This window comes from Blautia luti, assembly GCF_013304735.1.
Lineage (GTDB): Bacteria > Bacillota > Clostridia > Lachnospirales > Lachnospiraceae > Blautia_A.
This window is the reverse complement of record NZ_JAAITI010000046.1, coordinates 1-23,235: the sequence shown is the minus strand read 5'-3', so window position 1 is coordinate 23,235 and position 23,235 is coordinate 1. Positions and strand designations below refer to the sequence as shown.

The 23,235-nt window shown below is 44.6% G+C and carries 16 protein-coding genes, 7 tRNA genes and 1 pseudogene; 21 read left to right on the top strand and 3 right to left on the bottom strand.

All coding sequences use genetic code 11. From position 1 onward, the window contains the following. The first annotated feature begins 178 nt into the window (after positions 1–178). The 11 genes from G5B06_RS16640 (at position 179) to G5B06_RS16590 (ending at position 5,126) form a co-directional block, all read left to right on the top strand. A tRNA-Asp gene (locus tag G5B06_RS16640) sits at positions 179–252 on the top strand. A gap of 29 nt (positions 253–281) precedes the next feature. After that, positions 282–354, top strand: a tRNA-Val gene (locus G5B06_RS16635). A gap of 8 nt (positions 355–362) precedes the next feature. Beyond that, positions 363–444 (top strand) — tRNA-Tyr (locus tag G5B06_RS16630). 7 nt (positions 445–451) lie between these two features. Continuing rightward, positions 452–524, top strand: a tRNA-Thr gene (locus G5B06_RS16625). 15 nt (positions 525–539) lie between these two features. Beyond that, positions 540–613 (top strand) — tRNA-Met (locus tag G5B06_RS16620). A 5-nt stretch (positions 614–618) separates the two neighbouring features. Further along, positions 619–691 (top strand) — tRNA-Phe (locus G5B06_RS16615). Positions 692–726: 35 nt separating this feature from the next. Continuing rightward, positions 727–799, top strand: a tRNA-Lys gene (locus tag G5B06_RS16610). 228 nt (positions 800–1,027) lie between these two features. Further along, positions 1,028–1,843 (top strand): methyltetrahydrofolate cobalamin methyltransferase, encoded by an 816-nt coding sequence (locus G5B06_RS16605; RefSeq protein WP_021976029.1) that lies wholly within the window; start codon positions 1,028–1,030, stop codon positions 1,841–1,843. A gap of 148 nt (positions 1,844–1,991) precedes the next feature. Continuing rightward, positions 1,992–2,624, top strand: coding sequence for a corrinoid protein (locus G5B06_RS16600; RefSeq protein ID WP_021976028.1), 633 nt, complete (start codon positions 1,992–1,994; stop codon positions 2,622–2,624). A 164-nt stretch (positions 2,625–2,788) separates the two neighbouring features. Next, entirely contained in the window at positions 2,789–4,540 is a 1,752-nt protein-coding gene (locus tag G5B06_RS16595; protein WP_173772539.1) for an ASKHA domain-containing protein, read from the top strand. Positions 4,541–4,589: 49 nt separating this feature from the next. Beyond that, the gene (locus G5B06_RS16590; RefSeq protein ID WP_021976026.1) at positions 4,590–5,126 is read left to right on the top strand and encodes a DUF2284 domain-containing protein; all 537 of its coding nucleotides are present in this window, start codon (positions 4,590–4,592) and stop codon (positions 5,124–5,126) included. Between the two features lie 530 nt (positions 5,127–5,656). Here G5B06_RS16590 and G5B06_RS16585 read toward each other — a convergent pair. Further along, positions 5,657–6,844 carry a metallophosphoesterase gene (locus G5B06_RS16585; protein ID WP_173762868.1) on the bottom strand — a complete coding sequence of 396 codons (1,188 nt, stop codon included), beginning with the start codon at positions 6,842–6,844 and terminating at the stop codon, positions 5,657–5,659. Between the two features lie 135 nt (positions 6,845–6,979). On the opposite strand from G5B06_RS16585, the gene G5B06_RS16580 reads away from it, so the two are divergent. From G5B06_RS16580 to G5B06_RS16555, 6 genes are all read left to right on the top strand, one after another. After that, on the top strand, positions 6,980–7,813 hold the full coding sequence (locus G5B06_RS16580; RefSeq protein ID WP_173762867.1) for a SpoIID/LytB domain-containing protein: 834 nt from the start codon (positions 6,980–6,982) through the stop codon (positions 7,811–7,813). Positions 7,814–7,945: 132 nt separating this feature from the next. Then, entirely contained in the window at positions 7,946–8,902 is a 957-nt protein-coding gene (locus G5B06_RS16575) for a peptidoglycan DD-metalloendopeptidase family protein (protein ID WP_173762866.1), read from the top strand. A 211-nt stretch (positions 8,903–9,113) separates the two neighbouring features. Then, on the top strand, positions 9,114–10,094 hold the full coding sequence (locus G5B06_RS16570; protein ID WP_173762865.1) for a LacI family DNA-binding transcriptional regulator: 981 nt from the start codon (positions 9,114–9,116) through the stop codon (positions 10,092–10,094). Between the two features lie 432 nt (positions 10,095–10,526). Then, positions 10,527–12,452: a PTS beta-glucoside transporter subunit IIBCA gene (locus G5B06_RS16565; RefSeq protein WP_173762864.1), complete on the top strand. Its 1,926-nt coding sequence runs from the start codon at positions 10,527–10,529 to the stop codon at positions 12,450–12,452. After that, complete coding sequence (locus G5B06_RS16560; RefSeq protein WP_173762863.1) at positions 12,453–13,880, top strand: glycoside hydrolase family 32 protein; 1,428 nt, start codon at positions 12,453–12,455, stop codon at positions 13,878–13,880. Between the two features lie 238 nt (positions 13,881–14,118). Further along, a complete protein-coding gene (locus tag G5B06_RS16555; protein WP_173762862.1) occupies positions 14,119–14,361 on the top strand; it encodes a GIY-YIG nuclease family protein in 243 nt (80 codons plus the stop codon). Here G5B06_RS16555 and trhA read toward each other — a convergent pair. Continuing rightward, positions 14,358–15,023 (bottom strand): PAQR family membrane homeostasis protein TrhA, encoded by a 666-nt coding sequence (gene trhA / locus G5B06_RS16550; RefSeq protein ID WP_148448262.1) that lies wholly within the window; start codon positions 15,021–15,023, stop codon positions 14,358–14,360. The genes G5B06_RS16555 and trhA overlap by 4 nt on opposite strands. Positions 15,024–15,270: 247 nt before the next feature. On the opposite strand from trhA, the pseudogene ppk1 reads away from it, so the two are divergent. The 4 genes and pseudogenes from ppk1 to G5B06_RS16530 all read left to right on the top strand — a co-directional run. Further along, positions 15,271–17,349: pseudogene (gene ppk1 / locus G5B06_RS16545) on the top strand (polyphosphate kinase 1); the annotation flags it as partial. 105 nt (positions 17,350–17,454) lie between these two features. Continuing rightward, on the top strand, positions 17,455–18,879 hold the full coding sequence (locus tag G5B06_RS16540) for an extracellular solute-binding protein (protein ID WP_148448266.1): 1,425 nt from the start codon (positions 17,455–17,457) through the stop codon (positions 18,877–18,879). After that, positions 18,869–21,877: a bifunctional diguanylate cyclase/phosphodiesterase gene (locus G5B06_RS16535; protein WP_173772537.1), complete on the top strand. Its 3,009-nt coding sequence runs from the start codon at positions 18,869–18,871 to the stop codon at positions 21,875–21,877. Before G5B06_RS16540 ends, G5B06_RS16535 begins: the two co-directional genes overlap by 11 nt. 121 nt (positions 21,878–21,998) lie before the next feature. Then, complete coding sequence (locus tag G5B06_RS16530; protein ID WP_148448270.1) at positions 21,999–22,547, top strand: stage V sporulation T C-terminal domain-containing protein; 549 nt, start codon at positions 21,999–22,001, stop codon at positions 22,545–22,547. Between the two features lie 15 nt (positions 22,548–22,562). On the opposite strand, the gene G5B06_RS16525 is transcribed toward G5B06_RS16530, so the two are convergent. Beyond that, positions 22,563–23,126 (bottom strand): M15 family metallopeptidase, encoded by a 564-nt coding sequence (locus tag G5B06_RS16525; RefSeq protein WP_148448272.1) that lies wholly within the window; start codon positions 23,124–23,126, stop codon positions 22,563–22,565. Positions 23,127–23,235 lie beyond the last annotated feature (109 nt).

The following is a 23,235-nucleotide window of genomic DNA, read 5'->3' as shown; positions in this document are numbered from 1 at the left end:
AACCCCCTTGAAGACGACGAGGTAGATAGGGCAGAGGTGGAAGTGTGGTAACACATGGAGCTGACTGTTACTAATCGGGTGAGGGCTTGACCAAGAAACGCAGGTTAAGAATTGATTCAAAGAGTTTGATTAACAATCAACAAACATGTATGTAGTTTTTAAGGTACAAACCTTAAATGGCCCAGTGGCTCAGTTGGTTAGAGCGCCGCCCTGTCACGGCGGAGGTCGAGAGTTCGAGTCTCTTCTGGGTCGTTACAGCTTAGCTGTAATGAATTAAATATGGGATCTTAGCTCAGCTGGGAGAGCATCTGCCTTACAAGCAGAGGGTCATAGGTTCGAGCCCTATAGGTCCCATAGATTATGGATGGATTCCCGAGTGGCCAAAGGGGGCAGACTGTAAATCTGTTGGCACCGCCTTCGAAGGTTCGAATCCTTCTCCATCCACTTAAATGCCGATGTGGCTCAATTGGCAGAGCAGCTGATTTGTAATCAGCAGGTTATCGGTTCGAGTCCGATCATCGGCTTTTAACATTTAATAACGCGGGGTGGAGCAGTCTGGAAGCTCGTCGGGCTCATAACCCGAAGGTCATAGGTTCAAATCCTGTCCCCGCTACTTATGCCCAGATAGCTCAGTTGGTAGAGCAGAGGACTGAAAATCCTCGTGTCGCTGGTTCGATTCCGGCTCTGGGCATGTTTTAATGCTAAACCAAGCATACAATTTAATATGGGGTATTAGCTCAGTCGGTAGAGCACTTGACTTTTAATCAAGTTGTCCGGGGTTCGAATCCCCGATGCCTCACTACTTTTTAAGAGCACTGTCAAAATGACAGTGCTTTTTTCGTATCAAAAATACATCACGGCTATCCTACACATTGTATGAAAAGAAGCGTGAAAACTCCACGCTATAGAGTATGTAGATTGTAAAAAGTATCTGCTACAATAAAGACAGTTAGAAAACTACAGCATGTTTCGGGGGATTCATGGACTGTACGTTTTGTCGGAAAGAATACTTCAGGAGGTGTAGCAAATGATTATTATTGGCGAAAAGATCAATGGTTCGATTCCTTCCGTGGCAGAAGCAATCGCCAACAAAGATGCTGAATTTATCAAGGATCGTGCAAGAAAACAGGCAGAAGCGAATGCAACGTTTATTGACTGTTGTGCATCTGTTCCGGAAGAACAGGAAGTTGAAACTCTGAAATGGATGATCGACTGTATCCAGGAAGTAACAGATCTTCCGATTTCTGTAGACAGCCCCAGTGCAGATGTTCTGGCGCAGGCGTATAAATTCTGTAAAAGACCGGGACTTTTTAATTCTGTATCTGGTGAGGGAGATAAGATTGATAAGATCTTTCCAATTATGGCGCAGGAGGAAAATAAGGACTGGCAGGTTATTGCACTGTTAAGTGATGACAGTGGAATTCCGAAGAACGCAGCGGACAGACTTCGTGTATTCGATAAGATCATGGCAAAAGCCAAAGAGTACGGAATTTCGCCATCCAGGATCCACATTGACCCGCTGGTAGAGATGCTTTGTACATCTGAGAATGGAATTGAGACAAATATTGAAGTTATTTCTACTGTTCGTGAGAAATACCCTTCTATTCATATTACAGCAGCGATCAGCAATATTTCATTTAACCTTCCGGTTCGTAAGCTGATCAATCTTGGATTTGTGGTACTGGCTATGAACGCCGGACTGGACAGTGGAATCCTTGATCCTACAAACAGAGATATGCTTGGACTGATTTATGCGACAGAAGCTCTTCTTGGAGAAGATGACTACTGTATGGAATATATCGGGGCATACAGAGAAGGACTGATCGGACCTGTAAAAAAATAAAAAATGGGCTTAAGGCAAGTCTGGCTGATTGCGGAGTCTGTCAGAGAAGACTTAAGGAACATACAAAAAAATACAGTCAGGTACGAAAACAGACTGTATTTGAAAAACAGATAAATGAGTGCAAATTAATTTCAGGAGGTAAAATCTTATGAGTAAAATGGATGAAGTTTTTGATCTGGTAGTGAGAGGAAAATCCAAACTGATCGCAGCAGCGGTACAGGAAGCCCTGGATGAGGGAAATGCGGCACCAGATGTTCTTGACAATATGATCAAGGCAATGGGCGTTGTTGGTGAGAAATTCAAAAATAATGAGATCTTTGTTCCGGAGATGCTGGTAGCAGCCAGAGCTATGAAAAAAGGTGTAGATGTTCTGAAACCACATCTTGCAGGTGGAAGCGCTGGTGTAGCAGGAAAGATGATCATCGGAACTGTAGCAGGAGATCTTCACGATATCGGTAAAAACCTGGTTGCCATGATGATTGAAAGTGCAGGATTTGAAGTAATTGACCTTGGCGTAGATGTTCCGGTAGAGAAATTTATTGAAGCAGTACGTGAGAATCCGGATGTTAAAGTAGTAGGTGTTTCCGCACTTCTGACAACAACCATGCCAGCTATGAAAGAAACGGTTGAAGCTCTTAATAAAGAAGATTTCCGTAAAGATATCAAGATCATGGTTGGTGGAGCTCCGATCACTCCGGAATTTGCAGAAGAGATCGGTGCAGATGCTTATACAGCAGATGCAGCTTCCGCAGCGCAGGTTGCAAAATCACTTGCCGCATAAAGTAAACAGGCAAAAAAGCGGGTATTTGCAATCCGCTTGCTTAAGGAGAAACTTGTTTGGGCAGGAATCTCCGGTATAATAGCAGATTAAGATCCGCAGAAACTAGAAAGGTATAATAGTTTCTGCGGATTTTTGACTATAGATTATAGGGGGTGGGACAGAGTATGAATACATACCGGGTGTTTTTTATAAAAGAAAAAACAGAAGTCACGGTGAAGGAAGGAACTACGGTACTGGAGGCTGAGCGAATCGCAGGTTTATCCCCGGATGCACCATGTGGAGGAGCCGGAAAATGTGGAAAATGCATGGTAAAAATAAACGGAGCTGTGGAAAAAGCCTGTCAGACAAAGATAACTACAGATATTGAAGTAGAAGCGATTGAGAAAAAATCTGAACACAGAATCCTTGTAAAGGGAACAGAGAGAGCCGTGACTTTTTCACCGGAACTGGAAATTCTGGATATTGAGATCCCGCCATGTACAGTGGGAGAAAACAGTTCAGACTGGACAAGACTTTGCGAAGCGATAAAAAGCTGCCGGAAGAAAGATATCTTTTTTCAGCCAAAACTGGAAATACTGCCTGTAATCAGCCGACTGATAAAAGAGAAAAATGGAAAAGCGAGAGCGATTATCAGCGGAGATCAGATCCTGGAGCTGAAAGAACAGGACGACAGACCGGTACTGATGGCAGCTTTTGATATTGGGACAACAACGGTGGCAGGATATCTTCTGGATGGAAAAACAGGAGAGCAGCTGGCAACAGCAAGTGCATTAAATACACAGACAGAATATGGCGCAGATGTGATCATGAGAGCAAATTATTCGCTGGAGCACAGTACAGAAGAACTTTCCACATGTATCCGGGAGCTTTTAAGAAAATTGATCGGTACACTTTGTGAAGCGGCGAAAAAATCTCCGGAGGATATTTATCAGGTCAGTGTTGTGGGAAATACCTGCATGCATCATCTTTTCCTGGGAATTGTACCGGATTCTCTGGTTCATGCACCGTATAATCCGGCCATCAGTCAGGGGCTGATGTTTCCGGCAGAAAAATTCCATCTTGGTATTCACCCGGGAGGACAGTTGGTAGCTTTACCTGTTATTGCAGGTTTTGTGGGGGCAGATACTGTAGCATGTCTTCTGGCTGTGAATCTTGAAGAAGAGAAAAAGATGACGCTGATGATCGACATTGGAACAAACGGAGAAATTGTTCTTGGAAATGAGAAACGCCGTATTGCATGTTCTACTGCGGCAGGGCCGGCTTTTGAGGGAGCTAAGATTGCCTGTGGAATGCGGGGCGCAGATGGTGCGATTGAACATGCACATCTGGTGGATGGAAAACTGGAATGTAAGGTAATCGGCGGAGGCAGACCAACGGGAATCTGCGGTTCCGGTCTGATCGATATCATAGCATGTCTTCTGGATGCGGGGGTGATCGATGAAAGCGGAAAGCTGCTGGAAAATCCGCGGGTGGTTCAGATCGATGAAAATACAAAGAAAGCATATCTTCTGGCTGATCCGTTGGAATCCGGGGATGGAAAACCGGTATATTTAAGCCAGAAAGATATTCGGGAAGTACAGCTGGCGAAGGGGGCCATTGCTGCAGGAATTGCTCTTCTGGCAGAACAGATGGGGATTACTCTGGAACAGGTGGAGCAGGTTTATATAGCAGGAGCTTTTGGAAATTATATGGACCCGGCGGGAGCATGCAGGATCGGAATGCTTCCTGGTATTCTTAAGGATCGGATCATTCCGGTTGGAAATGCAGCCGGTGAAGGTGCGAAGCTTGCACTTTTGAATAAAGAAGAACTGAAACGGGCAGAGCGACTTGCACGTCATACGGAATTTCTGGAGCTTGCGGCATTACCTGAATTTCAGGATCAGTTTGTAGATGAGCTGGAATTTCCTGAGATATAAAATCCACCAGAACTGAAACTGAATCGAAAAGCATGGGGAGGAAAACATTATGGAGCTGGAAGAATTAAAAAATATTGGAAACAGCATAGGATTTTTTAAAGTAGAAGAACTGAATATAGATAAGATTAAACTTCTTCCGGAGGTGCGCCAGATGTGCAGCACGGATAAATGCCATATGTACGGACGCAACTGGAGTTGCCCGCCTGCCTGTGGAACACTGGAAGAATGTGCGGCAGATATTTCCGGTTATAAAAAAGGAATCATTGTGCAGACAAAAGGGGAACTGGAAGATGAATTTGACGGAGAGGGAATGATGGAGACGGAAGCACTTCATAAAGAACATTTTGTAAAGATGCATGACCAGCTGAAAAAATTTTTCCCCAAACTTCTTTCCCTTGGGGCCGGATGTTGCACCAGATGTGCGAAATGCAGCTATCCGGATGCCCCCTGCCGTTTTCCGGAGAAACGTTTTTCATCAATGGAAGCATATGGAATGCTGGTAACACAGGTCTGTCAGGACAGCGGGATTGAATATTATTACGGACCTGGAACAATCACTTATACCAGCTGCTTTTTCCTGGAATAAAAGTCTTTATGAGGAGAAAGTCCCAACCGGCCAGCAGTTCTGTCATATGCAGAAAAAATTTTCGGTTCTATTTCTGCGAAAGGCTTACATAGGCTTTTGGTAGCTGTATAGCTGTGGGAAACGCGCATTCCCGGTTCTGTACATTACAGAAATCTGTGGTGGATGGAATGAAATCAGTAATCAGAAACCTGAGAACGAAGTCTTTTGTGGAAAGGATGGTATTTTATGGTATATGGCTATGGAAAACTACTGCAGATTTTTCACATAATAGCAATGCTCCTTGGGATCTTTATGGAAAAAATCTCCCGTGTACCGGCTGCAGGAAGGAATTGGACAAGGTCTTGTGGAGCGTATGCGTCGGCGCGCAAAGGAGCTGGGACATGCAATAAATACTGGGATAAAAAACAATTGAAAATAACACAGCAGAATGAACCGGAAATACGTTCAGTGAAGAAAAAAAGACACAGGATCCGGGACTGGCCGGATTCTGTGTCAGCAGAAAAACAGAGATACAGGGCAGCATGAGAAATTTATGAAAAATGCACCGTGATCGAACAGATCTCGCTATTTGTGGCAGTACGCATATTCGGGCCCCATATGCCTGCGCCGGAGGTAACGATGTTGTGCATATTTCCTTTTTTCAGGTAACCGCAGGAATTTTCCCAGACCAGGCCGGTGATGATGTTCAGAGGGAACAGCTGGCCGTCATGAGTATGACCACAGAGATCAAGGTCTGCGCCTGCGGCTGCCACTTCATCCAGCTGACCAGGCTGGTGATCCATAAAAATAATGGGGAGTGTTTTGTCCAGGGAGGCTGTAAGCTGGTCAGGTTCCTTCCGTGTGTCAGACATTTTTCGGCAGCGGGACGGATCTTTGCGGCCTGTCAGATAAAACCAGTTATCAATGAGAACGGTTTCGTCATTGAGCAGTCGGATGTTGGCGGATTCCAGAAAATCCCACATTCTGGGATCGTCATAATCTTCTTTTGCATTACGGAAAGTAAAACCGGCCAGAATTGGTTCGCTGAGATCATGGTTGCCCCAGCAGGAATAAACTCCGTATCTGGATTTCAGCGAACGAAGAATGGCCGCTGTTTTTTCGGGGTTTTTGATCCCTTCGTATTCGTTGTCAAAAATATCGCCGGCAATGCAGATCAGATCCGGATCTTCGGCGTTGATCTTTTTTACAAGAAGTTCGGCATGTTTTTCCCCGATGCTGTATCCGAAATGAATATCTGCAAGCAGGACGATTTTCAGAGAATCCATTCCCTTCACCTGCTTGTCTACTTTCACATCATAAGTTTTTGTCTTAATATTCCACTGGTTCAAAATTCCATAAAGACTGATACCGATGATCAGAAGTGTACAGACTGCTCCCGTGATTACGAAGGCTTTCCGGGAGTACAGCCAGGCCGGATGGAGCGTGTGCTTCAGGATCAGTCTGCAAAGATCAGTAGTTACGATCACAATCAGAATGTAAAGAAACGTTCCCTGGAAATAATTGGCTGTATTTTTCAGGAAACGGTGGACCACAGGCGGCTTCCGGATAAGAAAACAGGTCAGAAGAGAAGTGGACAGAAAAATATAAACACCCACAAAACATGCCCGGAACGCAAAGGTCTGGAAAAAATGAGTGCATGCACCCATCCACAGGATCATCCAGCGGACGATATAAATATTAATGAGGATATATAGTGGTGCGAGAAAGATGGCAAGCATGGTATGAGATACCTCCATTCTTAAAAATCAGGTGATATTGTAATCAGATTCCCTTCGAATTGCTATAGTATACAGCAAATAATAATTTTTTGCAAAAGAACATATATTAGGAAAAAGACCGTTTATGGTGTTTTTATGAAAAAATATGCGCTTCTTCGATACTGTCTGGTGTTTTTGGCAATTGTTCTTCCTTATTTTACGGCAGCGGCTTTTCAGGGGACGGAGATGGTCCTGGCAGAGAGGGCTCCTGATATGGAAGAATATCTTCCCATCATTGTTTTTTCGCAGATTTCCCCGGATATGAAAAAAGAAACCATAAAAGCGCAGACTGTGATCGCACGGTCGAATATTCAGAGGTGGCTTGGGGAGGGAGAAAATCTCGCGGAGATCCTCTGGGAAAACGAAAATGCAGGAGAAGTCTGGAGATATTTTTTTACAGAAAAAAATCAAATCTATCAGCAGTCAGCGAAAGAGACGGGAGGGCAGGTACTGACATATGAGGGAAAAGTAAAGCTGACACCCTGGCATAAGATCAGCGCGGGGAAAACACGCAGCGGAGCAGAGGCTTTTCATGATGAGGCGTATACATATCTGAAACCGGCAGACAGCAGCGGGGACAAAAAATCTCCGGATTATATGAAAGTTGTGGAAATTCCGGCGGGGCAGCTTTCCGGGGAGTTGAAGATCAAAAAGCGGGACAGTGCCGGTTATGTGACGGAGCTTATGGTAGGGGAAACTCTTCTGGAGGGAGAAAGTTTTGCGTCGGGGATGGGGCTGGAATCGGCGAATTTCAGTCTGCAGAAAAAAGATGATACTTATTATCTTCGGGTGCGGGGCAGTGGCCATGGTGTAGGTTTTTCACAGTTTGGCGGAAATGAGATGGCGAAAAACGGAAGCAATGCGGAGGAGATTTTGAAAAAATATTTTCCGGAGATGGAATTAAAAGAAAAATATTCAAAAAGTGAATAGACAGCCATATTCTGGACACTCTATAGATACAGAAATGGTGACTGGAAACGGTAGCAGAGTGAAAGGAAGATATTCTCTGTACTGCTTTTTCCGTTGCTGAAAATGAACATATCAGACAGAGGTGGAAAGAATATGAAAAGTAAAATTGTGAGAGGCATTATCAACGGCGGAGTTCTGGCAGCAGTGGCGGCACTTGGGATTACCGTTTATCAGCTGGGGACGAAACCTGTTGTAGAAAATCCCCAGGAGGAAAATTCTGTACAGATGGAAGAGACCGGGCTGGAAGAAGAGCTTTCGGACGGGGAAAACGCAGAGGATGCGGCAGTTGCCGGAAATGGCTGGGAAGATGCGGCACAGGATGAGATGACTGATGGAGCAGCCGGAGATGAAACTGGTCTGGCAGGAGCTTCAGAAGATGGGGCAGATGCAGACGGTGTAACCGGAAATATCCGTGAGACTGCAGGAAGCGGTGCAGCTGAAAATGCAGGAACGGATGGTAATGCAGTGGCAGAAAATGCTGGCAATAGTACTGCCAGAACCGGAAATGTAGTAGATAACGCCAACGCCGGAAATGCAGCAACAACTGGAGAAAATGCAGCAAATAACGGAGCAGAGACTTCCTCCACAGATACAGCCGAAACTTCCGCAGCCGGAATCGCAGCACAGACTTTGAACTTTACAGAGGATTCCATTATGGAGTGGCCGGTGAGAGGAACGGTTCTTGTGGATTACAATATGAATGAAACCGTATATTATCCGACGTTGGATCAGTATCGGGTCAGCCCGGCGATTTCCCTGCAGGCAGTGGAAGATGCACCGGTATACGCGGCGGCAGACGGCCAGGTGCTTTCCATTACACAGGATGCCTGCACAGGAACGACTGTGACCATGGAGCTTGGAAATGGTTATCAGGCGGTGTACGGACAGCTGAAAGACCTTACTGTGGCAGAAGGTGACACAGTAAAAGAAGGCGAAGTGATCGGAAATATCAGTGCACCGACCAAATACTATTCTGTAGAAGGTCCGAATCTTTATTTTGCAATGAGAAAAGACGGTACGCCGGTGGACCCGTTTGAGTATTTGGAGTGATGCAGAAAGTTGGAACAGCAGATATGATCATGGATAATCGCTGAAAAGGATACGGGATGCGAGTGAGATGCATCCCGTACTTTTTTTATGTCGTAAGAAGTTAAAAGTATCTTTTTTAACGGAAAGAAAACGTGTATAATCTATCTATAAATATCTGTAAAACAACGGAAAATGACAGACATAAGAGGACAGAAGAAGAGGTACATAGGTCATGAACATTAATGAAATAGCCAGACTTGCCGGAGTTTCCAGAGCTACGGTATCCAGATATCTGAACAACGGATATGTAAGCAGTGAAAAAAAAGAAGTCATCCGCAAGGTGATCCAGGAGACCGGATATCAGCCATCTTCCCAGGCGCAGACACTGCGGACGAAGAAAACCAGCCTTATCGGTGTCATCCTTCCAAAGATTAATTCCGATACCATAAGTCGTGAAGTTGAGGGAATCAGTGATATTCTTACACGGAGAGGTTATCAGCTGATTCTTGCCAATACCAACAACGATTTGGAAGAAGAGCTGAAATATCTTTCTCTGTTTAAAGAACGCCAGGTGGACGGAGTGGTTTTTATTGCCACCATGTTTACCAGAAAGCATAAACAGATGCTGAAGGATTATAAAGTGCCGATCGTGCTTCTGGGACAGCATCTGGACGGGTATCCCTGTATTTATCAGGATGATTACAAGGCAGCTTTTATGGTGACAGAGAAACTTGCGAAGAAGGGGAAAAAGTTCGCCTACATCGGTGTTACAGATAAAGATGAGGCAGTTGGTGCACGCCGTAAAAAAGGATTTGTGGATGCGCTTCATAAAGGAAAGCTTGAGATCTTGCCGGAGAAGATGAAGGCAGGCAGTTTTACCATGGATTCCGGTTATGAGATGGCGAAGGAACTTTTTGAGGAGGACCCTTCCATTGATTCGCTGGTATGTGCCACGGATACCATGGCAGTTGGAGCCATGACTTATCTGAAGGAGATCGGACTTCGCATTCCCGAGGATGTGCAGATCGCAGGGATCGGTGATGGTGTTCCGGGCAAGATTGTGGAACCGAAGCTTACTACGGTACATTTTTATTATAAGACCAGTGGGATGGAGGCAGCAGCCATGCTGGCAGATCTTATTGAGAACGATACCGGAATCAGCAAGGAAATCAAAATGGGATGTGAACTTGTGGAACGGGAATCTCACAGGTGACAGAGAATATCCCCGCAGACAGGGGAGAAAAATTATAAGTTATTGTGGAACAGGAGCAAATCTTTTTGGAAAAAAGAGGTTTGCTTCTTTTTTATGCCTGTTCTTATGGAATATGTACAATTTTGGCCAGAAAAATTTGTGAGATGTTGCGGATTTACAAATGAGAATGTAGTGGTTATAATACAATCAAGATGTGAGAACGATTCCACATAAGAACACATAAACAAATATGAAAAACAAGCAAAGAAATGCCTGAAAAACTAATAAAAACCAAGGACTTAAGAAAAAACAGTCATTTTTAAAAGAAAAATAAATATGGAATCAATCTCATAAAAGAAACAAAAAAAGATCAGAAATTTGTTTCACAAAAAAGGGAAAGCAAAAAGAGTCTACTGCCCGCAGGAAGGACAGTAAAAGAAAAGGAGGACGGACATGGATTACAGAAAGACCGCACAGGAAATCTATGATCATGTAGGAAAGAAAGCAAACATAATTTCCGCAGCACACTGTGCAACAAGACTTCGTCTGGTCATTGCGGATAATGACAAGGCAGACAAGGAATATGTAGAGAACATCGACGGTGTGAAGGGTGTATTCTTCGCACAGGGACAGATGCAGATCATCCTGGGAACAGGAGTTGTAAACAAGGTTTATGACGAGTTCATCCAGATCGCCGGAGTTTCCGAGAGCAGCAAAGAAGAACTGAAACAGGTGGCAGCATCCAAGGCCAATCCGGCACAGAGACTGATCAAGACACTTGGAGATATTTTTGTCCCGATCATCCCGGCTATCGTAGCCAGCGGATTCCTGATGGGAATCATGGAAGCTCTGAACTTCATGGTAAACAACGGCTTCCTGAACATCAATACCAACGGTTCCATTTATGTATTTGCACAGCTTTTCAGTAACACGGCGTACACATTCCTGCCGATCCTCATCGCTTACAGCGGTGCGAAAGTATTCGGCGCCAACCCCTACCTGGGCGCGGTTATCGGTATGATCATGATCCATCCGAATCTGCAGAATGCCTGGACCGTCGCAACAGAAGGCGTACAGGCAACACAGAAAGTATGGTTTGGACTTTACTCCATTGACATGGTCGGATATCAGGGACATGTAATCCCGGTTATCATTGCAGTATGGGTACTGGCACAGATCGAGAAGAGACTTCATAAAGTTGTACCGGCAATGTTCGACCTTTTTGTAACACCACTTGTCAGTGTTTTTGTAACTGGTTATCTTACTCTTTCCATTATCGGACCGATCTTCGTAGCTGTTGAGAACGGACTTCTGGATGGAATCCAGTGGCTGATCGCTCTGCCGTTTGGAATCGGAAGCTTTATCATGGGTGCTTTTTATGCACCGACAGTTGTTGCAGGTGTTCATCACATGTACACCATCATTGACCTTGGACAGATCGCCAAATTCGGCGTTACCTACTGGCTGCCACTTGCATCCGCAGCCAACGTTGCACAGGGTGGTGCAGCTCTTGCTGTAGGCCTGAAATCAAAGAACCAGAAGATCAAATCCATGGCTGTTCCGTCTGCTTTAAGTGCATGCATGGGAATCACAGAGCCGGCGATCTTCGGTGTAAACCTCCGCTTCGGAAAGCCGTTTATCATGGGCTGCCTCGGCGGTGCATGCGGAGCGCTTTTTGCCTCCATCACCAGTCTTGGTGCTACAGGAACAGGTGTTACCGGTATCTTCGGAATCCTGCTGTGCCTGAATAACCCAGTTGCTTATATCCTGATGTTTGCCATCGCGTTCGGAGTGGCTTTCGTACTCACATGGATGATAGGATATAAAGACGAGGTACAGGAAACAGCTGAAAAAAATATCGAAACAGAGAAAACAGAAAGCGCTCCGGCAGAAACAGTTGAAGAAAAAACAGAGACAGCCAACGCTGGCGCACAGACCCTCTACAGCCCGCTTGAGGGAACCGCGATCCCGCTTTCAGAAGTAAAAGATGCAACTTTTGCATCAGAAGTCCTTGGAAAAGGCATGGCAGTGATTCCGTCCAAAGGTGAGGTAAAAGCACCTTGCGACGCTACCGTTTCTACAATTTTTGACACAAAACACGCAATCGGTCTTGCAACAGAAAGCGGACTGGAACTGCTGATCCACATCGGCGTTGACACCGTTGAGCTTGGCGGAAAATTCTACACCGCACATGTAAAAGACGGCGACGAAGTGAAAAAAGGCCAGACGCTGATCACATTTGATATGGATGCCATCAAGGCAGCAGGTTACGATGTGACCACACCGCTGATCGTAACCAATACCGATGATTATGAAGAAGTAAAAATGCTTGCAGAAGGAACCGTAAATAACAGTTCTGAAGTACTGGAGGTAAAATAAATGAGTTCTCTGACAAAAGTGCTTGCGGAGGAAGTTCGAAAAATCGAGGAAACGGCAGCAGTGGGAAGGGCAATGCAGACAAACCGTCTGACCCATCACCTGATGCCGCCCACCGGATGGCTCAACGATCCAAACGGATTATGCTGGTATAAAGGAAGATATCACGTGTTTTTCCAGTATTCTCCATTTGAGTCCAACGGTGGATTGAAATTCTGGGGACATTATTCCAGCGAAGATATGATCAGCTGGAGATATGAAGGTGTTCCGCTTCTGCCGGACAGCATTTATGACTGTCATGGTGTTTACTCAGGCTCCGCCATTGCGGAAAAAGATAAGCTTCATCTTTTCTACACAGGAAACATCAAGATGGATGGAGATTATGATTATATCAATAACGGAAGGCAGTCCAGCACTCTCCATGTGGAGAGTGAGGACGGCGTTCATTTTGGAACAAAAGAAGTAGCCGTTTCCTGGGAGGATTATCCGAAGAATTACACATGCCACATCCGTGACCCGAAGGTCTGGAAAGATGGAGAGGAGTATCGCATGATCCTTGGCGGCCGTCAGAAAAGCGACCAGGGTGCCGTACTTTTTTATAAATCCGAAGACCTGAAAAACTGGAAATTCGACCATGAGCTGACCACAGAGAATGCTTTCGGATACATGTGGGAATGCCCGGATTATTTTACCCTTGAGGGACAGGAAGTACTTTCTGTATCTCCACAGGGACTGACAAGGGAAGAGTTCCGTTTCCAGAACATCTATCAGTCCGGATACTTTATCCTGAAGGACGGAAAGCCGGAGGAAAAAGATTTCCGGGAATGGGATCACGGTTTTGATTTCTATGCACCCCAGACATTCCAGGATGGAAAAGGCAGACGGATTCTCATCGGCTGGATGGGAATGCCGGATGCAGACGAGGAGTATGTAAATCCTACAGCGCAAAGTGAAGGATGGCAGCATTGCCTGACGGTTCCGAGAGAAGTTACGTATAAGAACGGAATGCTTTATCAGTATCCGGTGAAAGAACTGAACGGGCTGAGAGAGAATGGGACTTCCATCAGCGGTTCCAGCGTGGAGCTTCCGGTGAACGGACCATTTGATCTGGATATTCAGGTAAAAGGTGACCAGGGCAAGGTAAGTCTTGGGGAAAATCTTTTCCTGGAGTATCAGGGCGGAGATGTGATCTTAACTCTCTCCGAGAAAGCCGGTGCAGGACGAAAAGTACGTAAAGCACATATTCCGTCCGGCGAAGTTGAAAGTCTCAGAATCCTTGCGGATACTACAGCTGTGGAGATTTATGTGAATGGCGGAGAAGTGGCTTTCTCTACCAGATATTATCCGGAGACACAGACGCAGGCTGTGAAGTTGGAGACTTCAAAAGCAGATGGAAATATTTACACACTGAAAAACTGTGTGGTTGAATAAAAAATTCTGTGAAGAAAATCTGCAGGATTAGATTTATATTCACAGAAAATATGAAAGAACGTATAATAAAGCAGGTGGGAAAATCCGCAGCCGGAATCCCAGCCTGCTTTAAATTTTATTTTGAATGAATTACATGAATCCTTCCGGCTGCTTGAGAATAGAAGGACGGCTGCTGAAGAAACACCGGCGGCTGTCTTTACATAGAAGCAGAATAGTTTTTACAGAAGAGGAAAAATTCATGAACTACACATATATCGTGCAGTGTGCAGACGGCACACTCTACACCGGATGGACAAACTGCCTTTCCAGGCGTATGAAAGCTCATAACGAAGGAAAGGCAGGGGCCAAATATACCCGGGCCAAGCGGCCGGTGAAGCTGGTCTATTACGAAGGTTTTGCAACAAAAGAAGAAGCTATGATCCGGGAATACCGGATCAAACAGCTGACCAGAGAAAAGAAGCTGGAGCTGATGAAATTTTAGTGCAGGGCCATGCCGGCTACAAAGAAATACATCACAACAAAGTGGCAGAGACTTCCCAGCATAACAAAGATGTGGAACACCTCATGGGAACCGAAATTCTTATGCTTCGCATTAAAAATTGGAAGTTTCAACGCATAGATCACGCCGCCGATGGTATAAATAATTCCGCCTGCCAGAAGCCATCCGAAACCTGCCCGCGGCAGATTGTGGAAGATCGGCACAAAAGCCAGAACACACAGCCAGCCCATTCCAATGTAAATTACAGAGGAAAGCCATTTCGGGCAGTTGATCCAGCAGCCCTTGAGGATCATGCCGATGATGGCGACGGTCCATACCAGGGCACAGAGGATATAACCGGTACGGCCGTGGAGGACGATCAGGCATACCGGTGTATAGCTGCCTGCGATCATCACGAAGATCATCATGTGATCCATTTTTTTCAGGCGGCGGTTCACCTTGGCGGTGGAGTTTACAGAATGGTAAAGGGTGCTTGCCAGATAAAGAAGGATCATGGTCAGGATAAAAACACTTACTGCAAAAACGTGAAGAATATCCGCACTTCTGGCAGCTTTCACGATCAGTGGAGTGGCGCCGGCCACTGCAAGGAGCATGGCGATCCCGTGAGTAATGGCACTTCCCGGATCTTTTAATTTAAATTTCATAAAAACACCTCCTGTATGATATTCCGCAGGAATCTGTTGTTCGGATGCGGAATAACAGTCAAACAATGTAGAAATTAATAAAATAACATGTAGTATTCAAAACTACATATCAAGTATACGAATACTATACCACTATTATTCGAAAATGCAACCCCTATTTTTGCAAAAATTTTATCAGAACTTAACAAACCCTTGCTCTGAAATAAACATTAGGCCAGTATACTGAGACAGAAAAAATAAGGCCCGTTTACAGGAGGAAAAAATGGCAGATACAATATACATGAACAGGGAATTATCCTGGCTGAAATTTAATGAGAGAGTACTTGAGGAGGCAGAGAATCCGGAAAATCCGCTGTGTGAACGTCTCACATTTGCTTCGATTTATCAGAGCAATCTGGATGAATTTTATATGGTCCGTGTGGGATCTCTGGTGGATCAGATGCTTCTTGCAAAAGATATCCGCGAAAACAAAACCAATATGACACCAAAGGAACAGCTGGACGCAATCCTTGCCAGAACCAAAAAACTGAACCGGAAAAGAGATGTGGTTTATGAAGAGATTATGGAAAGCCTGGAAGAATACGGCGTACATATGCTGAATTTCCATAAGATCGAAAAAGAAGACCGCAATTATCTGGAACGTTATTTTGAAGCAGAAGTGGCTCCGGTTATTTCTCCGTCTATCGTGGGAAAAAGACAGCCGTTTCCATTTCTCCGGAATAAAGAAATCTATGCAGTAGTAGTTCTGGAAACAAAAAAAGGAAAAGAAAAACTGGGTATTATTCCGTGCAGCAGTGTAGGTATCCAGCGCCTGATCCCGGTTCCCGGAAAAACAGGCACTTATATGCTGTCTGAGGAACTGATCCTTCACTTTGTTTCAAAAATCTTCAAAGGTTACCACATCAAGGCAAAATCCCTGCTTCGTATTACCAGAAATGCAGATATTGACGCAGACGCTCTTTACGATGAAGATTTGGATTATCGTGAATTTATGGTGGAGCTGATTAAGGCAAGAAAGAAACTGGCACCAATCCGTCTGGAACTTTCCAGAGAAATGGACGGAGATGTTGTTGAAACACTTTGCGATTATCTGGAAGTGGACAAGAATTTTGTATTCCGGGGAGATATCCCGCTGGATCTTTCTTTTGTATTCCAGATCCAGGATGGCCTCAGAAAAAGAACAGAGCTTTTTTATGAAAAAAGAATTCCTCAGAAATCTCCTGTGTTTAACAGCCATGAACCGATTCTTGACCAGATTGCGAAAAAAGACCGTTTTCTTTCCTATCCATATGAGAGTATCAAACCGTTTCTTACAATGCTTCATGAAGCAGCCAATGATGAGGATGTCGTTTCCATCAAGATGACTCTTTACCGTGTAGCGAAACAGAGTAAGGTTGTGGAAGCTCTGATCGAAGCGGCAGAAAATGGAAAAGAAGTGTTCGTTCTGGTGGAGCTGAAGGCACGTTTTGATGAGGAGAACAATATTGGATGGTCCAGACTTCTGGAAGATGCGGGATGTCATGTGATCTACGGTCTGGATGGTTATAAAGTACATTCCAAACTTTGCCAGATTATGAAGAAAAAAGATGGAAATGTGGAATATTATACACAGATCGGAACAGGAAATTACAACGAAAAAACAGCCCGTCTGTATACAGACCTTTCTCTGATGACCGCTGATCCGAAGATCGGAACAGAAGCAGCCAGAGTATTCCAGGCACTGGCAATGGGAGAAACGGTTGAAGATATGGATTATCTTCTTGTTGCGCCAAAATGTCTCCAGAACAAAGTACTTGCCATGATTGATGAGGAGATTGAACATGCAAAAGCCGGAGAGCAGGCATATATCGGCCTGAAGATGAACTCTCTGACAGATAAACGTATTATGAACAAGCTGGTGGAAGCATCCTGCGCGGGAGTACATATTGATATGGTAGTCCGCGGTATCTGCTGTCTGATCCCGGGAGTAAAAGGACAGACAGAAAATATTCATATTATCAGTATTGTGGGACGTTTTCTGGAACATTCCCGTATTTATATTTTCGGAACACAGGAGAGGGCAAAGATCTATATTTCATCTGCGGACTTTATGACAAGAAATACCCTTCGCCGTGTGGAAGTGGCAGCTCCTATCGAAGATCCGGATATCCGGATGCAGATCCAGGAAATGTTTGTGACAATGCTCAGTGATAACCGTAAAGCAAGAACCATGAACAATAAAGGAAATTATAAAATCGAACCATCCGATAATGCCCCGCTGAATTCCCAGGAAGTATTTCTGGAGCAGGCATACGACAACGCTGCTCCTGTAGTTATGGAGAAATAAGAAAACAGAATGTAAAAAGCGGGGTTTTTCTTTGATAATATGTCTGTACTGTGATAAGATAAAAACAGTGTTCCTGCAAATGAGTGCAGGCGGAAGGGAGAATTTATGGCACACAGGAAAGTAGTGCTCTGTCTGTTAGGCGCGGCTCTGGCAACGTCCATGATCAGTGGATGTTCCGGAAAAAAGTCGGACCCTGTTACAGTTACAGTATGGACGTATTATAATGGTGATCAGCTGGATGCTTTTAATGATCTGACAGAGAAATTTAATGATACAGTTGGAAAGAAAGATGGTATTACCGTAGAAACCAAGAGTCTTGGAACCGCGGAAGATTTGGAACAGAATGTCCTGGCTGCGGTGAATGGCGAAGTAGGAGCATCCGAAGTACCGAATATTTTTTCTGCATATTCAGATACGGCTTATACCATGGACCAGAAGGATATGCTGGTAGACCTTTCCGATTATCTTACAGATAAAGAAAAAGATGAGTACGTAGAAGAATATCTGAAAGAGGGAGATTTTTCGGACGACGGAAGTATCAAGATTTTCCCGGTTGCGAAATCTACCGAGCTTTTATTCCTCAATGATACAGACTGGCAGAAATTTGCGAAGGAAACCGGTGCTCAGTATGAGGATCTCCAGACTGTCGAAGGCCTTGTGGAAACTGCAGAGAAGTATTATAACTGGACGGACAGTCAGACTCCGGAGGCAGATGACGGAAAAGCTCTGTTCGGAAGAGATGCCATGGCGAACTATCTTCTGGTAGGCGCAAAAGAACTTGGATGTGATATTTTTGGAGTCAAGGATGGAAAAATGACTCTGAATTTTGATGAAGATATTATCCGTAAACTCTGGGATAATTATTATGTTCCTTATGTAAAGGGCTATTTTTCAGCATTCGGACGTTTCCGCAGTGATGATGTAAAAACTGGCAATGTGCTTGGCTACGTTGGATCTACATCCAGTGCTACATTTTTCCCGACACAGGTAAGTGACGACAGCGGAGCTGCCTATGATATAGACCTGAAAGTCCTTCCATGTCCGAAATTTAAAGATGGAGATGATTATGCAGTCCAGCAGGGTGCCGGAATGGTTGTGACAAAAGGTTCTGAAGATGAAATTAAGGCGAGTATAGAATTCCTGAAATGGTTTACTCAGTCGGAGAATAACATAGAATTTTCTGTTGGATCAGGATACCTGCCTGTAACAAAAGAAGCAAACAATATAGAGAAAATCAAATCTGTGGATTCTGATATCAGCAGTTCCATGGAGGAAATCCTTACAGAGTCTGAGGCAGAAATTAATGATAATAATCTGTATTATATGCATGCATTCGAAAATGGAAATGATGCGAGAACTGTTTTGCAGGAAGCATTCGGAGATACTGCACAGCAGGATCGGAATACTGTAGACGAGCGGATTGCACAGGGTGAGAGTGCGGAGGAAGCAGAGGCGGAATTTTTGTCGGATGAATATTTTGAACAATGGTATCAGAATGTCCTTTCAAAACTTCAGGCATATGAAGGCTAATACAAAAAAAGAAAAATCTATATTTCGTACAATTTTGGCAGCTATGCTTCTGGTTCTGGGAATTGAAATCCTGTTGCTGGTAGCAGCGCTTGGAATCAGCCATGTGAGTACACAGCTGAATCAGAATGCAGTGGACATTCTGGAAAAACAGGTAGATAACAGACAAAGTTATCTGGAAAATCTTCTGACAGCCAATGAGGAACTGTCCAGCCTGGCAGAACGGATCAACAACACTGCACAGGAACTGGTTGATTCAGGGCAGATCCGTATTGGAGATATCGAAAAAAATAAAGAAGATTATCTTCTGCTGATGAAAAGTATCAGTGAAAGAATGCTTAACAACATGCGGCGGAAATCTGTTACCGGAATCTATGTGGCGTTTAATACGGAAGACCTGGATCAGAGAAGTCCGGAAGATACAATTCCAGCATTATATATTCGGGATCTGGATCCGGATTCGCTGCCGCCGGAGAAAAATACGGATCTTCTGATGGAGAGATCTCCTGTGGAACTGGTAAAATCCATGGGGATTTCTACAGATAAGGGCTGGAAATCACAGATGTTTGTTTCGGATGAAAGTACTCAGAAAATTATATATCCGGTTTTTCAGGAAGCTTTTAAAGATCAGGGCCGGCTGGATGCCGCAGATTATGGCCACTGGACAACAGAAGATTATATACTGGACGGCGACAACCGTTCAGCAATTGCCTATTCCACTCCATTAATCCTTTCAGATGGAACTGTTTATGGTGTTCTTGGAACAGAAATGCTTACAGAATATCTGAAAGTTCAGATGCCGTATGAAGAACTGCAGAATCAGAGCGCAGGGATTTATATTCTGGCTTATACGAAATCTTCACTGAAAAATGATGAAATCGTTTTGGAAGGAGTCTGCGGTGTCAGTGGGGAAAATTCCTCCATGGAAAAAGAATTGCAGTCAGAAAAACTGAAGCTTAAAAAGAATCAGTATGGTGATTATCAGCTGAAACTTAATGAAAAAAAATATTATATGACATTAAAGCCGCTTCAGCTGTACAACAGAAATGCACCGTTTTTTGACGAGCAGTGGATACTGATCGGTGCGGTTGATACGGGACAGCTGTTTTCTTTTTCCTGGCATGTGATAAAAATGCTGGCAATGACAGTATTTCTCACTGTGCTGGTGGGAGTTTTGAGCAGCCTGGTGATCAGTTTAAGGCTTGCCCGACCAGTAAGGAAGCTTTCCGGTGAAGTGGAGGCAGTACAGAAAAATAACAGTACCTCACTTCAGTTTTCGGATACAGGTATCCGGGAACTGGATCAGTTTGCCGATGCGATCATACAGATGAATCAGGATATGATTACCATATCCACAAAGTTCCTGCGTATTATGGAAATGGCCAGTGTGGAACTTGGCGGTTTTGAAGTGCGGATGGATAATGAGAGCGTTTATGTGACGGATAATTTCTTTTCCATGCTGGGAGTAGAAGAATCCTCAGAAAAACCTGTGACAGGAAAACAGTTTGTGGAATTTTTGAAGAATTTTGACCGCAGCTGTTCCTATACGGTTGGAAGTGATGGCGCAAAAGTCTATTGTGTGGAGCATGCCGGAGGAGAAATCCGGTATGTCCGTATGGAGATAAAGACAGAGTCTGACCGGAGAATCGGACTTGTGGAAGATGTTACCAAAGTTACCCGGGAACGTATGAATATTGAACATGAAAGAGATTATGATACACTTACAGGTCTTTACAACAGACGGGCGTTCCAGTGGGAAAGTGAGGCGCTGTTCCGGGAACATCCGGAGAAGCTTAAAACTGCCGCGTTTGTAATGATTGATATGGATAACCTGAAGTACACAAATGATAATTTTGGACATGATTTTGGTGACCGTTATATTCATGAAGCGGGAAGAGGATTTGCGGAATATGTACCGGAAGGAACTCTGTGTTCCAGGATTTCCGGCGATGAATTTAATCTTCTTTTCTATGGTTATGACAGTAAGGAAGAAATCCGAAATGTGATTGCTGAAGTAAAAGCAGCCATCGACAGAAAATTTGTGCTTCTTCCAAGTGGACGAAAACTCCGGTTAAGTATTTCCGGAGGTATCGCCTGGTATCCTGAAAACTCAACGGATCTGAAACTGTTGAAAAAGTATGCGGATTTTGCAATGTATCAGGTAAAACGTTCCGGTAAAGGACATTTCCAGGAATTTGATCTGGAAGTTTATGACCGGAGTGCAAATGAAACGGAGAAACGGAAGCAGTTTTTGCAACTGATTCGAAAAGAAGAACTCACTTATTATTATCAGCCGATTGTATCTGCGATAACCGGTAAAGTTATAGCGCTGGAAGCACTGATGCGTGTGGAGATACCGCTGCTGAGATCACCGGAGGATGTACTTCGCCTTGCGAAGGAAGAACGATGCCTTCATGAGCTGGAGAGAATTACTTTTTTTCGGGCTGCGGAAGGTTACTGTATTCTGCGGGATAACGGCGAGGTAAGAGGTGATGAACTGCTGTTTATTAACTCCATTGCCAGTCAGAATCTGACAGATGAGGAGAGCAGAGAATTCAGGCTCAGATATGGAGAACTTCAGTCCCAGCTGGTTATTGAAATTACAGAACAGGAAACCCTGGATCAGGAAGCCATGGAGAAGAAAAACGCGCCGGAGTTCTGGGGAGCAATCGCTCTGGATGATTATGGAACTGGTTATAACAGCGAAAAATGTCTGCTGACTCTCTCGCCACAGTATGTTAAAGTTGACATAGCGATTATCCGTGATATTGACACGGATGCCGATAAACAGCAGATCGTGTCAAATATTGTAGAATATGCTCATCAGCGAGGAATGTACATTATTGCAGAGGGAGTGGAAACGAAGGAAGAGCTGGAGAAAGTTCTGGAACTTAAGGTAGATCTGCTTCAGGGATATTATCTGGCACGGCCGGCAGCAGTACCACAGGAAGTCAATCCGGATGCAGTAAAAATTATCAGAGAAAAAAGTCGGGAAATTTAATTTTCCCGATTTTTTTATATACATATTTCTCCCATTTTTTCACATAATAACCATACAGATAAACCAGTAACTGCCGGAAGCGGCAATGAACAGATAAAAAGTACAGGAGGAATTTGGAAAGATGAAAGCAACGGGAATTGTTCGCAGGATTGACGACCTGGGCAGGGTAGTGATTCCGAAAGAAATACGAAAGACGCTGCGGATTAAAGAGGGAACGCCTCTGGAAATTTTTACAGACAGAGAAGGACAGATCATTCTGAAAAAATATTCGCCGATCGGAGAGCTGACTTCTTTTGCGGAAGAATATGTAGATGCACTGGTGCAGACTACCGGGCTGGCAGCCTGTATTACAGACCGGGATCTGATAGTAGCGGCATCCGGCAGTGGAAGCCGGGAACTGGAGGGAAAAGAGATCAGCGCGGAACTGGATGAAATTATTGCAGGCAGAGAGGGAAAATTTATCGACGGAAACGGCAGGGAAAAAATGTCGCTGGTTTCCGGCGGAGAAGATTCCTTCTGTGGAAAAATGATACAGCCGATTCTGTGCGCCAGTGATGCCATCGGTTCCGTGATTCTTCTTGGAAAAAATGAAAAAACGGTGTTGGGAGAAAAAGAAAGAGCCCTGGTCCGTACTGCGGCCAGTTTCCTTGGACGGCAGATGGAACAGTAAACAAAAATCCGGCAGTCAGGGCGGATGTGGGCAGCGGGAGGGAAAGCTGTGGTATTCTTCCAGAGTTAGGTTGGTGATGGTAAGCCAGGATGCCAGCGGTTTTGTCACATAACGGATATGCCAGGGCTCATAGGGAACGCCGGTGATTTCCTCCCGGTTTTTCGGATATCGGAGAATAAAACCGTAGAGCGGAGCGTTCTTTTTCAGCCATCTGCCTTCACCAGTTTCGGAAAACTTTTCGGAGAGTTCCATATGGATGGAAGGACAGGAAACGTCCAGGGCAAGTCCGCTCTGATGCTCGCTTGTTCCTGGCTCTGCCACAAAAGGGCTTCCTGTAAAAAGTTCCTGTTGCCGCCTGAAAGAACGATATCCGGAAACTGCCCACAGATTCAGACCACATCGGTGGCAGGCGTGAAAAAGCTGGGAGGCGGCTCTGGCAGTCTGACATTCCAGCAGTCGTTTGGGATCCCCGGGAGCTGCTTCAAATGGCAGGCCGATATCAATGAGATGTTCCGGTACAAAGGCTTCCGGCAGAGGATGTTCCCGGTTGATCAGACGGGTGTAAAAATCTCTGTGCATAAAAAACCCCCTTTCCTTATCCATAAGCTTATGAAAAGGAAAGGGGGTTTATGATTGTGTGACAGTAAAAATAAACCCCCTGCTATGCAGGGGGAGGGAAGATCTTTAG